Below are 16,296 nucleotides of genomic sequence, written 5' to 3'. Positions count from 1 at the left end.
GGCGGATAAATTATTACATCTTGCGAAATAATATTATTTTTGCAAAAATCGAAGGAATATGACACTTCACTCAGACGAGTCGGATGATGCACTTTTGAAAGCGTTCAACCAACGGAATGCCCATGCATTCGGCGTTGTTTATCGTATGATATACAGGGAACTATATCTATACGCAACTCGTTTGTTTGAACCTCTCAACATCCCGTCTGAAGATATTATCCAAGATGTCATGGCCGATATATGGAAGCGAAGTTCTGTTCAATTTCCCACGCTGGCATACATTAAGACATTCTGTTTTATCGCCCTGAAAAACGCATACAAGAATAAATTAAAACATTTGGGACACCAGCAACGTTTCAAATTGGAGTGTAAAGTAGAATATGAATTCTCGGACGATATGGAACGTGTAGAGCTGTACAAAACCCTGTACGATTCCCTTCAAATCCTACCCGAAGATTACGCCACAGTAATTCGTATGTATCTCGAAGGTTGGAAACCGGAAGAGATTGCATCAAAACTGGGTATCGCTCTCCAAACCGTCTATAATAAACGGCGGGAAGCGGTCATCATCCTACGGAAACATATAATTAACAATAACTTATAGCACATTTTCTCAAATTGCAAGATGAAACAAGCAGAAAATAGGTAAAACTGCAAGATTTATCGTGCAATTTTCATATATTTGCAATAATAATTTGATAAACAATAAACTATGAATACATTATATAGAACTTTTAAATTACTCTTAGATAACACGACCACGAGTTTTGTCCGTTATCTGCATGACCAAATTTCATGGGATAGCCGCCTGATTGCTATATTAGGGGCAAGAGGTGTAGGCAAAACAACCTTACTGCTACAGCACATTAAACTCCACGATAATATTGACGAAACACTTTTTGTTACAGCTGATGATCTCTATTTTTCTACTCACACGTTCGTCGATCTCGCTTTACAATTTTATCAAAACGGGGGAAAAAAACTTTATATTGACGAAATTCACAAATATCCGGGATGGTCTAGGGAAATAAAAAACATATACGACCTGCTCCCCGGTTTAAAAGTAGTGTACACAGGCTCCTCTATACTCGATTTAGAACAAGGAGGGGCGGATCTCAGTCGTCGCAAGTTAGAATATCGCATGACAGGGTTATCTTTTAGAGAATTTCTCGTTATTGCCAGGAATATCGAATTACCCGTGCTTTCACTTGAAGAAATTTTATCCAACAAGATACCATTTCCTCACGAAAAGGAACGTCCTTTGCCATTATTCAAAGAATACCTGCAACACGGTTTCTATCCGTTTTTCAACGAAGACGGTTACCACGCACGTTTAAGAAGTGTCTTGAACCAAACACTCGAAAATGATATTCCGATTTTCGCACAAATGAATGTTGCAACCGCACAGAAATTGAAAAAAATGTTGTATATAATCGCTCAAAGCGTTCCTTTCAAACCAAATTTCTCGAAATTATCACGGGATTTAGATATAAATCGCAATGCGGTACCCGACTTAATGTTCTACCTCGAAAAAGCGGGAATTATTAACCAATTACGCACTGATACAAAAGGGATAAAACTACTTGGTAAAGTGGATAAGGTATATCTAAATAACACAAATCTCGCATACGCCATCACGGATAATACCCCTGACATCGGAAACATACGTGAAACCGTATTCTTTTCCTTGATGCGAACAACACGAGAAGTCGTAACATCCTCCGCGGCAGATTTCACTATAGGAAAATATACCTTTGAAGTCGGGGGAAAAAACAAAAATCAAAAACAGATCGAGGGCATAGAAAACGCTTACATCGTGAAAGACGATATCGAATACGGGTATAAAAATATCATTCCATTGTGGGCTTTCGGTTTAACCTACTAATTTCCGAACAAATCCCTGCAAATATCTCCTATTCGGGACACGAATTTCACGTTTATATGTGCCGGAGTTTTGACAAGAGCCTTTTTATTCCCCGACGGCACGAATATCTGTTGGAACCCCAGTTTCTCGGCTTCCAATACTCGTTGCTCGATACGACTAACGGCACGTATTTCACCCGAAAGCCCGACTTCCCCGGCAAATACCGTGTCCGACGGTATCGGGGCGTCAATATTCGAGGAAAGTACAGCCATAACCACGCCGAGATCCAAGGCAGGGTCACTCACCCGAATACCTCCCGCGATATTCAGAAAAACATCCTTTGCCGCCAAACGGAATCCTACCCGTTTTTCAAGCACCGCCAACAACATATTCAAACGACGAGTGTCAAAGCCCGTTGCAGACCTCTGGGGCGTCCCGTAAGCAGCCGTGCTTACCAATGCCTGCACTTCCAACAAAATCGTTCTGACGCCTTCCATCGTGGCGGCAACCGCCACCCCGCTTAAATTCTGGTCATGATTGGAAAGGAGCAACTCGGAAGGATTTGCTACCTGACGTAAACCGGATTGCAGCATCTCGTATATCCCGATCTCGGACGTCGAACCGAAACGGTTCTTCATGGAACGCAGGATGCGATACATGTGTTGTTGGTCACCCTCGAACTGTAACACGGTATCCACCATATGTTCCAAAATCTTGGGACCGGCCAGCTGACCGTCTTTCGTGATATGTCCGATCAATATCGTGGTAATAGTATTTTCTTTGGAGAAACGCAACAATACATTCGTGCATTCCCGTATTTGTGAAAGACTTCCCGGGATAGCATCCACCGTTTCGGTAGACAATGTCTGAATGGAATCGATAATCAACAGTTTCGGTTCCAATGCACGGGAATGTTCCAGCACCGCTTCCAGTGAATTACCGGAAAGAAACAAACAATCGTCATTCTCCGCACCCAAACGTTGTGCCCGCATCTTAATCTGGGATACACTTTCCTCCCCCGACACGTAAAGCACCTTCCCGTTATGATTATGCAAGGCAAATTGCAAGATAAGAGTGGATTTCCCGATGCCCGGCTCTCCGCCCAACAAGATCATAGAGCCCGGTACAATTCCGCCTCCCAACACCCGGTTCAATTCCCCGTCGCCCGTATCCATCCGTTCGTCGGCATTGGTTTTCACCTCCGATAACCTCAACGGGCGGGAAGAACTATTCCCGATAATAGAAGCCGCCCGTTTCCCCTTCACGGAAACTTCCACTTCCTCCACAAAACTATTCCACTCTCCACAAGTGGCACATTTCCCTACCCACTTGGATTCTTTCGCCCCGCAATTCTGGCAAACGTAAACGGTCTTAGATTTCACCATAACAATTGAAAATTGAAAATTGAAAATTGAAAATGATTAGTTTTCAACGTTCAATTTTGTTGTTTTTACTATACTTGCTGTAAGCCGGATTAATTCACGGCTCTCCCCTATGATAGAATCAAACTCTGACTCGGTTAAATAATCTGTTTCTTTCAGCAATAGAAGCCAATATTCCGTTTCATTGGCCTCTTTTAAAGCTATATTCACTTTATTAATGAAATCTGCTTTAGACTGCGCATGTTCACTCTCTCTAATCAACGCTCCAATCGACGTCCCACTCCTAAGCAACTGTTTCGACAACACAAACTCCTTACGCTCTGCACATAAAAACTTGTACAAATTAACTATCCGTACCGCAAATCGGAAAGACTTCCCCGCAACAATATTTTCCTCTTTCATTTTCAACTTTCAATTTTCAATTGTATTAGTCAAAAATTTCATCCACGAAATCGGATTCAGTGACCACCTCGTCACCCTCGTCATCACAATCAAGGACTTTATTCACGCCATTCGGTTTTTCGAAATCTCGTTGCGGAACGGCAAGCGATTTATCGGCATATACTTTTTGCATAAATAATGCCCAAATCGGGAGAGCCATACTGGCTCCTTGACCATTCGCCAAGTTCTGGAAATGGATGGAACGGTCTTCAGCTCCAACCCACACTCCCCCGGCAAGATCGGGAGTGATTCCGATAAACCAACCGTCGGAGTGATTCTGTGTCGTTCCGGTCTTCCCACCGATCGGATTGGTAAATTTATAACGATAGCGCAACCGGATACCGGTTCCTTCATCAATAACACCTTTCAAAAGATTCGCCATCAAATAAGCCGTATTCTCCGTGATTACCTCTCGGGATTCGGGCTGGAACGTCGCCAATAAATTACCGTACTTATCCTCTATCTTGGTCACCATTATCGGCGAATTGTACACTCCTTTATTCGCGTACACGGAAAAAGCGGAAACCATCTCTTTCACGGAAACTTCCGAAGAACCCAAGAATATAGCAGGCACCGGATCTATAAAACTGTTAATACCCATTCGATGAGCCATCTGTACCACTGCCTCCGGGGTAAATTGCTTCAATACCCAACCGGAAATATTATTTACCGAGTTCGCCAACCCCCATTTCAAAGTAACCATCTCACCCTCACGCTTATTTGTCGAATTGCGGGGCGTCCATGTAGTCCCGTCCGGCAACACGAAAGTTTGCTGCACGTTCAACACTTTCTGACAGGGCTCCAATCCCTCCTGCATCGCCAAGGTATAAAGAATCGGCTTAATAGTAGATCCGATCTGCCGTTTACCCGTGCTCACCATATCATACTGAAAATAATGATAATTAGGACCTCCCACGTACGCCTTGATATGTCCGGTAGCGGGTTCCATTGCCATAAATCCGGCACGGAAGAACGATTTATAATGCTTCAGAGAATCCAACGGACTCATTGTCGTGTCACGCACTCCATTCCACGTGAAAACAGACATGGCTATCGGTTTAGCGAACTCTTTCTTGATCTCGGCAAAACTCTTGCCAGCCTTGTTCATGGAGCGATAGCGTTCCGTGCGCCGGATAGAAGTATTCAAAATTTCATTAATCGCTTCCTTCGTCAGGTCATTGGAGAAAGGCGGATTCGCTTTATGCTTTCTTTCCGCCATAAAAGTCGGTTGCAACGTTCCCCCTAAATGCTCGGTCACTGCCTCCTCCGCGTACTTTTGCATCCGGGAATCCAGAGTCGTGTAAATCTTCAGTCCGTCGGTATAAATATTATAACGGGAACCGTCGGATTTCAGATTCTTGTTACACCACCCGTAAAGCGGGTCCCTCTCCCATGCCAGCGAATCAACTGCATATTGATCTTTATTCCATTTGTAATTCTTCTTTTCCGGTTTATTAGCTGTCAGGTACAAACGCATATATTCCCGGAAATAAGTAGCGATACCCTCTTTATGGTCTTCTTTATGAAAATCCAGTCCCAACGGCAAATTCTTCAAAGAATCGTATTCCGTTTCGGAAATCTTGTCATATTTCAACATCTGGCTCAACACCACGTTCCGGCGCCCCAACGTTTTATCCGGTCGGCGCACGGGATTGAAAAGTGAAGGATTTTTTGCCATACCCACCAACATGGCCGATTGCTCTACCCGCAATGAATCGGGAGAAGTGGAGAAATAAATATTTGCCGCGGAGTTAATACCAACCGCCAAATTTAAAAAGTCAAATTTATTGAGATACATGGTGATGATTTCCTCTTTCGTGTAGCTCTTTTCCAACTTCACGGCAATCACCCATTCCCGGAATTTACGGACAGCCAACTCCACGAAGCTTTGGTTTGCCTCTCTGGGGAATAACATCTTTGCCAGCTGTTGAGTAATCGTGCTACCTCCCCCAGCTGCCGAATTACCTGTCGCCATTCCTTTTGCCACACGGAACAGACCGCGCACGTCAATACCGCTATGTTCATAAAAACGTACGTCCTCCGTGGCTATCAACGCGTCAATCACGCTCTGGGGAATATCTTTATATTCCATGTAACGACGGTTCTCGCTACCCTCGAAATATTTCCCGATGATTTTCCCGTCAGCAGAATACACCTCTGTCGCAAAACTATTATTCGGATTTTCCAACTCCTCGAACGTGGGCATAAAACCTAACTTCCCGTCGGAAACCAAGTAAAAAAAGAAAAATATTCCTCCCACGAATATCACGAACAATCCCCAAAAAATGACAAAGTCTTTCCAATATTTCTTTAATATCTGCATTCTGTTAAATATTTATTACCTATTTTCATTCCACTATCCACTCCCCGATATTTCGAGTTTTATTGTCAAAATTAATTCCTATCCGGAACAACTGCCGGGAATCAGCCTCGAACGGGCGAGCGTAATGCTTCTCCTCTATCTGACGCAGAGCCTCCTCCGCCGTTCCGTCCAACTTGAACTCCATCACGTAAATATAACGGTCTGTCTGCAACACCAAATCAACCCTTCCCTCCGACGTGTGATACTCGACTTTCACGTAAAAGCCCACCAAACGAAAAACGATGAAAAGTACATTCTGGTAATGCACTTCCAAATCCCGGATAATCTCGTAAGGCGTATCGGCAAAAAAACTCTGAAGCCTACACAAGAAAGCATCCGGCTTACCGGTTCTGATTTCTTTCACGAATTGTTGAATTTCGAACGGGGATTCCACTTTATTTATTCTCGTGTAGAACGGCATCAAAAACTTGACAAACCCCTCCTCCACTTCACGATTCGGGAATCCAAGAATGTAATTTCCAAACTCTTCATCATAATCCTTAATCGTGAGATACCCGCTTTGATAAATCACGGGAATCGGGCTCTCGTCCGCGTAGATACTGTTCAGCACCTCCTCGCTCGTTTCCTCCCGGGACATTTGTTCCAAATTATAATGGTTCTTCTGCAACAATTCCACCAGATAAGTCGGGGTTCCCGTTTCAAACCAGTAACTACCGAATTTCATCTTGTAAAAGGTGTTCAACACGCTAAAGGGATTGTAAATTCCCTCGGAATTTTCCACGAAATGATACCCGTCATAAGACTCCTTCAACCGGGCGCATACCTCCTCGTACGTCATGTTCTGGGCAGAAGCCAATTCGTGCAAATCAGCCTCGAAATAACGATGAATCTCTTCCCCCGTCATCCCGCATATAGCGACATACCGGTTATCCATGGATATATCATTTAGATTATTGAGGTCACTGAACACGCTGACTTTCCCGAACTTGGTAACACCAGTCAATAAAGCGAACTTGATATCCCCGTCCATGGTTTTCAAAACTCCGTAAAACGGTTTCAACGTATTGCGAAATTCCCGTTGCAACCCTTCGTTATTGATGGCCTGCAACATCGGCTTATCGTACTCGTCAACAAGAATTACCACCCGTTGCCCCGTCCGCTCGTGAGCCCGGCGAATAACCCCGGCGAATCGTAACGAGAACGACACCTCCGACGCTTCCCGCCCGTAAAGGTTCTCCCACCGGGTCAAGTTATCATTGAGAATATTACCCAAACTCTCGACAGAATCATACTTCTCGATATTCAAATCAAGATGCAGAATAGGATGTTGCAGCCACTCTTTTTCCAACTCCTCCATGGCAAGACCATGAAACACCTCACGTTTTCCTTGAAAATAAGCCTCAATCGTCGAGATAAGCAAACTTTTCCCGAACCGACGCGGACGACTCAAAAAATAGTAACGCCCTGATTTTACCAGCCTATAAATCAACCTTGTTTTGTCCACGTAAAGATACCCGTCTTTCCGCAGGCTCTCAAAATTCTGAATACCGATAGGATATAACCCGTTGCTCATTTCTCTTGCATTTAAACCACAAAGTTAGGCAAAATCAACGAGATTTAGAACATTATTAAGCAAGACAATAAAGATATTACAATTCACGTTAAGACCTCAATCAGCCCCTTCTCTCGTTCTTCAACCGTTATTCCGTCATTGTCCAGCCGTTTCGAACCGACTGAACTTCGATAACCCGACGTGAGAACATCTTTTCCCTTTCCCGTGCTTGACCTTTCCGTATCTTGATATTGTCAGACTTTCAGGCCTTATGGACGAGAGGGTGTGTCGAAACACACCCTCTACATTTTCAAATAGTTATTAAAGAAACAAGCCTATTCCGTTCCTTTCAAAGCTGCAACAATACATTCTTCCAATGCTTCTCCCCTTAGGCTTTCAGCTATAATTCGATTGTTTTCATCCAACACGAAAACGTAAGGAATGCCGTGAACTTCATACAGGTTGGAAGCTATACTACTCCATCCTTTTAAATCAGACAAATGAATCCAGTTTAATTTATCCTCTTGAATCGCTCGTATCCATGCCTCTTTTTTGGTATCAAAAGATACACTTACGATTTCCAATCCCGCATCTTTATACTTGCGATAAATTTTCCGGACATTAGGATTTTCCGCGCGACAAGGTCCACACCAAGAAGCCCAAAAATCCAGTATTTTTACTTTTGCTTTTATATCATACAAAGAAAGCGAATCTCCTTCGGGAGTTACCATTTTGAAATCGGGAGCGGTTCCCCCGACGATGATTCGCGACTCTTTATCGACATACGGCTTCATTAAAAGCCCCGGAACTGTTTTACGAGCGTTTTCACCCAGCAAAGCATATCTCTCGTGTAGACGTTTTGCCCTGTAAAAAGTTTGCATACGCCCGTACACGACGGCAGCACCGACAAGATTATCGTGTTGACGAACAAAATCACTCTCAACTTCACTATAACGCTCATCCATTTTAGACAATAAACCACGTATTTGCAGTTTACCGAAGTAATCATTGCCGTAAATTTTCTCGTATTCTAACCGCATGGAATCTTTTTGCATCTTTATCTCCGACTCTTTTTTCCGCAATTCATTCCGTTGCTGTTGCAGGACTCCCCCTCCATTTATGACATAAGTTGAAACATCCGGTATATTCGCTTCCACTTTAAACTCGCTATTTTCAACAAGTATTGGCACTCGTAACCTCGTGTCCGGAGCCACAATTTCCGCCATAACCGGTTCTTTTACACTCCCTTCAAAGAGGAACGTGCCATCTGTCGACAATACATTTCCCAAGGTATCCCACGTTCCCGTCACTCTCGGGGCAACCAACAATATTCGCCCCTCGTAACCGGTTATCTGTCCCTCTATCACATAACGAGGAGAGGGTTGGCAGGCAGCCAAAATCATACTGCCTAACCAGACTATCCAATTCATTTTCATCAATATTTAATTTTTATCAGGTTCTTTATACGTGATATCCACAATATTTCCCAGTTTATCGTGTTTTTTATGTAGTTCAAACTTGCCTTTCCGCAAATCTTGAGGTGTATCGTAAGTCCGCATGATACCGCATTCCGATTCATCCATACCATCCACCGTGGACCCCACGATTAGGCGCCAAGCGCGTTTTCTTTGCCATGAATCAGTAGCACCCCAAGAATTATTAGACACTAAAGGTTCAAATTTTATCACTTTTATCTTTTCTCCCGGGAATGTCAATACCGGTATCGCTTCTTCGTCGGGATAAGCAACGTCAAAAGCATAAATCGTGTTGTTACTGAGATAATAAATATGATTATAGTTATTACTAAAGGCAAATTGAGTCGCATTTTCCAAGCCGGGGCCTTTAATCTCCTCGTAGAACCTTTGTTCGTTTTTCTCATCGTATCCCATGAGAATCCCATAAGCGTAATGCCTGCTCGTGTTCGGGTCTTTCAAAACAACCCAATTGAGCCCTTCGCCCAACGAACTAAACGTACTCGCCCCTGCCACAAAATCCCGCCCGGTTCGTGCATCAAATTTTTTATCCCCGGAAAATTCCATCACGGAGGGATAAGTTTCTTTTTGCTTAATATTCAAAAACTGGCGGTTCGTGGCATCATATAGCATCACCGGAACCGGGTCCGAAGCTCCGGCGATATAAATCCAACGATTCATCACCCCGACGAAAGGAGCCGCCTCGAACCGTTCCCCCTTGATAAAATTCACCGGATACCCGAAAAAACCGACCCCGTTAGCGGCAAGCTCGGAATAGACATCCCCGCTTTCCGTAACAAGTGTCCAACGGTCTTCTCCTTGGGTACAACGTTGCGAGAATTTAGCCATCTGAAGATTTACCACTTCCGGAACAATTCCAAAAAACCATTTGAAATCAGTATCTTCACCCACGTGCATATCCGATTTATCAATCTCGTAAGTACCTTTTTCCGAAACAAGTAACATACGAGAATGTTTATTACGGAACCAGCAAGGAAGTAACTTCAAGGGTTTCCCCACTGAAAAATCTTGGTTTGCCCAAATATTCTTGGCAATAATATCCTTTGTTTCATCCCTATTGACTACCATATCAAGACGAGCTTCTCCCCCCATGTCACAAAGCACCAACCATCCTTCACTCGTCATTGTTGTCAAACGTACGGAAAAACGCTCCCGATAGGCAACTCCCGTTGATTTGTCCGTCACGATATAAAACCCGTCATAAGTACCGGCATTCGCCTCGGCTAACCATTCCAAGTTTTTATCTCGACCGATAACAAAATCCTCCCCGTCTTTCACTTCATTAATATCTATTCCATTGGGAATCAATTTCCATTCATACTCGTACTCGGATTCATCCTTTTCTAAAGTAGAAGCTATTTCCGGTTGCAGACGAAGTACATCCGCGAAAGCCATCAGCGTGTAAGTCGTATCCCTACCGATTCCGGCAATGGACAACTCGTTAATCTCGCGATAATCGTAATTTCCCTTGTCATCGAAACAGGAGGAAAATGCCCACCACCCCAATAATATATAAAACAAATATCTTTTCATAACGCTCTTATTTAGCTATATTTAAAATTATTTCTGCGCATCAGGTCCCATTGTCATCGGTTCTCCATCCTCATCCAATTCGGGATGCTCTTGAAGGTATTCATGCAAGTATCTTGCGGCAAATCTCAACTTACCTTCATTCAAACCGCTTTCCACGAAAGAAGCAACAAAATCCTCACGATCGTACCCCATTTGATCGCAAATAAATATAGCCTTTTTCGTTGAGAATTTACCAAAGAAGTTTTCGCCATAAAGCGACCACCACACGGGGACTTGAAAACGTTCATCCATGTGTATGACACGTTGATAATCTATCGCTCGTAGTGAAGTTACTTGAGCAGTATCAATTAATGTTTGCATACGAGAATACAGGAATCCCAATTCCGGAGTTTCTTCCAGTCGTAACGTAAAACGCCGGGGACGTTTGATAAGATCATCAGCCCGCAACAACTCGATTTCCACCAACGCATCCGCTTTTCCTGCGAGAATTGCGTATTCTTTTTGCAGAAGACGGAAATCTTCGCCCTCCACGGCACTCAAAGTATCTTGTTCATCCGCGATTACCTGAATCGTGAATTTTCGGTCATAATCAGCCACATCTCCCAACAAGCACACTCGCAGATTCATATTTTGCGTCTTTATGTCTGAATTCTTCAATCCCCATGGCACCACAATCGTGTCCAACACGGCTTCCGTCGGGTCAAAATAAATCCCACTTGAACCCTCGTATACATCTATTTTTTCCTCGCATGCTCCCAAAAAGATCATGAACAGGATAAGCATATAAATAATTCGTTTCATAACTTAAACTTTAATTATATTTTGTTTCCCCGTCTGGAATGGGTAATACATATCTCAACAGATTGATTGTTTTCGTTCCGTACGGATCATATGCCGATTGAATCTCTGTTTTCATTTTCCGTTTGTAATAGAAAAACAATTGCCCCTCTCCATATAACTCCCTAAGCCATTCCGCTTCCAAAGACTGTTCTACTTGTGTCGAAGAGATCTCACGCAATCCCCGGTTTACCCGCAAGGTATTAAGATAGTCGGTTGCTTCCTCGGGATCTTCTGTCACCTCCGTGGCAATCATATACATCTCGCTTGTTCTTAACATAGGTATCATTTGCTGGTACAATGAATCTTGCCCTTGATAACGGTCATAAAGTGCATAACTCTCTCCATCAAAGTCAAATGTAGCGGAAGACAAAAAATATTTATACCGGTAATCAGCTCCCGAGCCTCCTGCTTTTTGAAAAACTTGTCTTACAACATCGAAACGGGGAATCAGTAATGATGATTGCAATTTCAGATTTTGCGCGTCAAACAGAGAGGTAAATATTGAATTACGATTCAAGTTTTGCAGTGCGAATAATACCTCGGTCGAAAACATCCTATCGGGAATAGTCCCATCAGTTCCCATCGTCATCGGATCCACCCACGGGAATAACTTTTCCGATATTTCAATAATTTTCAGCGCATATTCTTTCGCTTTCTCCGTATTTCCGGTATACATGTAAACCCGGGCTAACAAAGCCTGTACTGCATAATAATTAAGACGTAAATTACGATATTGGAAAAAGACATTTCTTGAATCGCCTTGGACTCCATGCGTAATAATAGGATCAATCTCCAACTCTTTCTCCGCATTCAGTAAATCATCTATCACCTTACCCATAAACTTATCGCTCGGCAAAGAAGGGTTTACATCTAACACGAACTCTTCGTAATAAGGAAGTGTTTCCGAGGAAGCCCCGTAAACCGGTCCGAATAAACGGAATAAATCAAAATGCAACATTCCGCGTAAAGCCAATGCTTCACCCCGGCACAAATGATAGTAATCGTCCGAGAGAACAGCACGGTTTACCTCACAATTCTTTATCAACAGATTAGTATTGGCAATCAAGCTATAAGCCTTTTGCCAAATAGATTCAATTTTACTCTTGGAATAAGCTCCATCATACTCGTAATTCGCTAAAGAATAGAGACTCTTATTCTCTTCCGGGATAGCGTAACGCTGTGCCAAGATTTCCACGAATTCACATGTTAGTGCCCGACCGTACAAGTTATCGTTGTTCAATTCAACATAAATACCATTTAACGCTTCTTCAAAACCGGCAACAGTCGAAAAAGCTGTTTTTTCCGATATTCTGTCACTGGGTTTTACATCCAACCAATCGGAACATCCACTACATATTCCAGCTAACAGGAGAAAAACAGATATAAATTTCGTTTTCATAATTGTCAAAAATTAAAAATTAACCGAAATAGCAAACGTAACACTTCTCGCGAACGGATAATCAATACCGCGTTCGTCTTTCAAAGAAGCAATCCGGCAAATATCATTCATGTAGGCACTTAACGACATTCCTGAAAAACCCGTCTTCTTTATCCAATTGTACGGCAATTCGTATCCCAATCGAACGGACTCCAGCACGATATAATTATTTTTCTGCACGAAACGAGATGACATTTGGGTAACATCCGTCAAGGCGATTCCTTTGAATCTGGCCTTGTCCCCCGGTTCTTTCCAACGGTCATACAGCGCGCGTTTGTCTTGATTCTTTTGTAAACCTTCTCTCGAAATATTTTCCACCTTGTTGTACAAAGTAGAGTTGAATGCATCAGCCCCAAAACTATATCTGAAATAAATACTAGCCGAAAGACCTTTAAAATACAAGACATTACCGAATACCCCCTCCAAATCCGGACGAGTATCACCTACAAGTACTTCATTTTCATAATCGTAAGTAAATGTTCTACGTCCGTCTTTTGTCAAGAAAATTTCTTTTCCCGTGGCAGGGTCAATTCCCTCCGAACGAACGGTCCATAAAGCTGTCGGACTACCGCCGTCAAAATAACGGGACAAATTTTTCCCGATATTCTCGTTGTTGTATTTTCCCAATTTCGTTTCGATGCCATCATAATACGCCTTGCTTCTCCGGAAAGTCAAACTCGTTGTCAGATTTACACGCTCTTTAGGCTTATAAATGAAAGAGTATTTTATCGTTCCGTTAAATCCTTTGTCAACTTGCTTTCCGATATTTGCCAAACGGGAAGTGACTCCCACGGACATGGCAACCCCGATGGAGGCTAATAAAGGATCCGTCAATTTGTGGTAATAATCAAAAGTAACATGGAATCGATTATTGAACATACTCACATCCGCGCCAATATTTTTATCCAATGTCTTCTGCCAATCCAAATCCGGATCTCCAAAGGCGTCTACCAAAATACCCGTGCCAAAATTATTCTGCATCCAGTTGTTAAACTTGTAAGTATTAATCGTTTTGAATGAACCGAAATTCTGGTTACCCGGGTTACCGATAGAAGCTCTGATTTTCAACATGGAAAACAAATTCGTGTTATTCTTTATAAAATCCTCGTTATGAAGATTCCATGCCAACCCGATAGCCCACGTCGTGGTGAAACGTTTGTTAGACCCAAATACAGATGAACCGTCAGCTCTTAAATTGACATCCAGCAAATAGCGATTCATGTAAGAATATCCACCGTTAAAATAAAAATTAACCGCTCTCTTTTTGGCATCGCTATAACCGGGTTTACTGTTTTCCGTGTACGAATTGGCAAAACCGGGTGTAGTATAATCTCCGCGTGGGAAACCTATCGCGGAAAAAGATTTAGAATCACTGGTGCTTTCCGAAAAAGAAAGCCCGAGAACAGCATTGATTTGATGCGCATCTGCCAATAGTTGTCCGTAAGTTACTGTCAAGGAGCCGTCATACCCGAATGATTCGGAATGGCTATCAGAATAAGAACCTTTTTTCAATGACTCTGTTTCATCGAATTGCGTGTCTTCCGGTGAACGAAAAACTTCTGTTGTCGATACCGATTTCGATACCCCGATACGTCCGCGAACATACAAAAAATCCCAAGGACGATATTCTATATCCAGATTATTGCGCATATCATAAGTATCCCCCTCGTTATAACTGTTCAATGAAGCATTCCAAAGTGGATTCGGCACGTAGATTCCCCCGTCTGAAGCTTGAGTATCACCTGCACCCGGTGTTTCCAGCCATTTATCTATTCCCCCGAACTCGTTGTATTTAGGGTAATACGGGTTTGCTCTTGAATACTCCGAGAAAGGAACTATCGGGTCCGTGGTCTTCGTGAAATCAAGAGTTAATTTATTTTGGAAATTCAATTTACCAACCCGGTACAACAAATCCAAGTTTCCACTTACCAACTGACGACGCGACTCTTTCATCACACCTTCTATATTCGTGTAATTCAGTCCCAACCCGAAACGAATCTGCTGGTCACCTCCTTGCACGTATAAATTATGACGTTGGTTCAAACCTATTCGCAAAGGCTCGGACATCCAATACGTGTCAACACCTTTCTTCACGTTCGCCAGCAAACGATTATAACGCATTTGTAACTCTTCTTCATGAGTTACAACATTTGAAGAAAAATTTCCTGCCAAACGTTCAAACTCCAACTTTTCCGCCGCGTTCATTAGGTTATAAGCGCTCAAATCGGCAAACGACACATCAAAACTCCCGTTATACGTTAATCTTATTTTACCGGCTTCCGGAACTTTTGTTTCCACAACAATAACCCCGTTGGCAGCCTTTGCACCGTATATGGCAGTGGAAGCCGCATCTTTCAATATAGTGACGGAAGCTATCCTATCCATACTCAAGTCCATAATCGTGCGCAAAGAACTCTCGAAACCATCCAGAATAAATAACGGCTGATTAGGATCTTCCCCGAACTCCTCCTTGAAACCGACGATACTACTCTTTCCCCGGATTTCCACGTCGGGCAAGCGATTAGGGTCGGAACCGTATTGATTGTTTTCAAGAATAGCAAAAGCGGGATCCAGTGTTTTCAAACTTTGCAATAAGTTTTGATTACCGACTACTTTCAATTCTTCCGCTTTATAAGTTTGCGAAGAGCCGGTAAAACTTTCTTTCTTACGGTTATAGATACCGGTTACAACAACTTCTTCTACCTCCGTTTTTTCTTCTTGCAGCACAACATCAATAACTTTTCGCCCGTCAACAGCAATTTCGTCTTTTTTCATCCCAATGAATGAAAAAACTAAAACCGGATTCTCCACGTTGGGAATCGTGAGCGAATATTTTCCGTCCATATCCGTCGTGATACCTAAAGTTGTTCCTTTCAGTAAAATCGTAACTCCCGGCAAAGGAATATTATCCTTATCTGTTACTTTACCCGTGATTGTGATTTTTGCTACTTCAGGCGTTTTAGCACCTTTCCGCTTGATTACTACCGTATTCTGTTGAATAACATACTCAAAACCGGTATCTTTCAACACGATTTTCAAAACCTCCTCCAACGGCATTTGCTTCACGCTAAGCGTAACGGGTTTCAGTTGTTCCAATTGCGTCTTCCCGTAAGCGAAATTCACATCCGTTTGTTTTTGAATTTCCAACAACACCTCAATAATAGGGGAGTCTTTCAATTCAAGTGTAATTTTTTTAGATAAAACGTCTTGAGCATTCACGCTCGTAACTCCCAATAGCAGGCAAACCCACAAGCATATCTTACAAAAAGAACCGCCCCTATTGCGAAATAATAAACTTTTTTTCATAACTTTGTTTTTAAATATTTATCGAGTTAATTAACCGGTTCGTGATTTTCGAGATACACACTGAACCATTAATTTATTCTACAGGATGCACGTCGGCAAACGGGTATCCTGTTTTTCTTTATAC

Annotated in this window: 11 protein-coding genes; 2 read left to right on the top strand and 9 right to left on the bottom strand. The window is 42.7% G+C overall.

Annotated elements, in window-relative coordinates; genetic code table 11:
• Positions 1–58: 58 nt before the first annotated feature.
• A complete protein-coding gene (locus ACK8P8_RS13940) occupies positions 59–604 on the top strand; it encodes an RNA polymerase sigma factor (RefSeq protein ID WP_369860406.1) in 546 nt (181 codons plus the stop codon).
• Between the two features lie 108 nt (positions 605–712).
• Entirely contained in the window at positions 713–1,885 is a 1,173-nt protein-coding gene (locus ACK8P8_RS13935; RefSeq protein WP_369860407.1) for an ATP-binding protein, read from the top strand.
• Here ACK8P8_RS13935 and radA read toward each other — a convergent pair.
• From radA to ACK8P8_RS13890, 9 genes are all read right to left on the bottom strand, one after another.
• Positions 1,882–3,249, bottom strand: coding sequence for a DNA repair protein RadA (gene radA / locus ACK8P8_RS13930; protein WP_369860408.1), 1,368 nt, complete (start codon positions 3,247–3,249; stop codon positions 1,882–1,884). The two genes, ACK8P8_RS13935 and radA, sit on opposite strands and share 4 nt — an antisense overlap.
• Positions 3,250–3,285: 36 nt before the next feature.
• On the bottom strand, positions 3,286–3,648 hold the full coding sequence (locus tag ACK8P8_RS13925; RefSeq protein ID WP_099291400.1) for a four helix bundle protein: 363 nt from the start codon (positions 3,646–3,648) through the stop codon (positions 3,286–3,288).
• Between the two features lie 25 nt (positions 3,649–3,673).
• Positions 3,674–6,004, bottom strand: a complete 2,331-nt coding sequence (locus ACK8P8_RS13920) for a transglycosylase domain-containing protein (RefSeq protein ID WP_369860438.1) — start codon at positions 6,002–6,004, stop codon at positions 3,674–3,676.
• Positions 6,005–6,035: 31 nt separating this feature from the next.
• Entirely contained in the window at positions 6,036–7,583 is a 1,548-nt protein-coding gene (locus ACK8P8_RS13915; RefSeq protein ID WP_369860409.1) for a PD-(D/E)XK nuclease domain-containing ATP-binding protein, read from the bottom strand.
• A 314-nt stretch (positions 7,584–7,897) separates the two neighbouring features.
• Positions 7,898–8,992 (bottom strand): redoxin domain-containing protein, encoded by a 1,095-nt coding sequence (locus ACK8P8_RS13910; protein WP_369860410.1) that lies wholly within the window; start codon positions 8,990–8,992, stop codon positions 7,898–7,900.
• A gap of 12 nt (positions 8,993–9,004) precedes the next feature.
• Positions 9,005–10,588 (bottom strand): PKD-like family lipoprotein, encoded by a 1,584-nt coding sequence (locus tag ACK8P8_RS13905; protein WP_369860411.1) that lies wholly within the window; start codon positions 10,586–10,588, stop codon positions 9,005–9,007.
• Between the two features lie 27 nt (positions 10,589–10,615).
• Positions 10,616–11,389, bottom strand: a complete 774-nt coding sequence (locus ACK8P8_RS13900; protein WP_292265095.1) for a DUF4843 domain-containing protein — start codon at positions 11,387–11,389, stop codon at positions 10,616–10,618.
• Positions 11,390–11,399: 10 nt separating this feature from the next.
• Positions 11,400–12,827: a RagB/SusD family nutrient uptake outer membrane protein gene (locus ACK8P8_RS13895; RefSeq protein WP_227217548.1), complete on the bottom strand. Its 1,428-nt coding sequence runs from the start codon at positions 12,825–12,827 to the stop codon at positions 11,400–11,402.
• 12 nt (positions 12,828–12,839) lie between these two features.
• Positions 12,840–16,172 carry a SusC/RagA family TonB-linked outer membrane protein gene (locus tag ACK8P8_RS13890; RefSeq protein WP_292265092.1) on the bottom strand — a complete coding sequence of 1,111 codons (3,333 nt, stop codon included), beginning with the start codon at positions 16,170–16,172 and terminating at the stop codon, positions 12,840–12,842.
• Positions 16,173–16,296: the final 124 nt, after the last annotated feature.

It is taken from the genome of Butyricimonas muris (assembly GCF_046365375.1).
Taxonomy (GTDB): Bacteria; Bacteroidota; Bacteroidia; order Bacteroidales; family Marinifilaceae; genus Butyricimonas; species Butyricimonas muris.
Note: the sequence above shows the minus strand (reverse complement) of the source record. Positions and strands in the feature narration are given on the sequence as shown.